The sequence below is a fragment of the Ochrobactrum sp. EDr1-4 genome (assembly GCF_049199085.1).
Lineage (GTDB): Bacteria > Pseudomonadota > Alphaproteobacteria > Rhizobiales > Rhizobiaceae > Brucella.
In genome coordinates this window covers 1-286 of the sequence record NZ_JBLZOF010000043.1, presented here as the reverse complement: position 1 = coordinate 286, position 286 = coordinate 1, and the positions used below count along the sequence as shown (strand labels likewise).

The following is a 286-nucleotide window of genomic DNA, read 5'->3' as shown; positions in this document are numbered from 1 at the left end:
CCGTCTTCGCCAACTGCAACCTCAACCAATGGCGCATCAGGTGCCAGGGTATCTGGAACCGGAACGACAGCCGCATCCGAGACATTGCCTGCAACATCTGTCTGCGTGACGGTCACATCCTGTGCATTGAGCGGATCAAGAAGGATCGAGCCTGCTCCGTCACCATCAAGAACAACCGTGCCAAGTGGCGAACCATCCGCTGCGGTGATCGTTGCCGTTGCACCAGGCTCACCGGTAATTGTCAGCGTGACACCGTCTTCGCCAACTGCAACCTCAACCAATGGCG

The 286-nt window shown here is 57.7% G+C and carries 1 protein-coding gene; it reads right to left on the bottom strand.

Annotated features, from left to right (window positions below):
• Positions 1-286: Ig-like domain-containing protein (locus tag ACOZHT_RS24460; RefSeq protein WP_421567131.1), on the bottom strand; the 286-nt coding region annotated here is incomplete at both ends.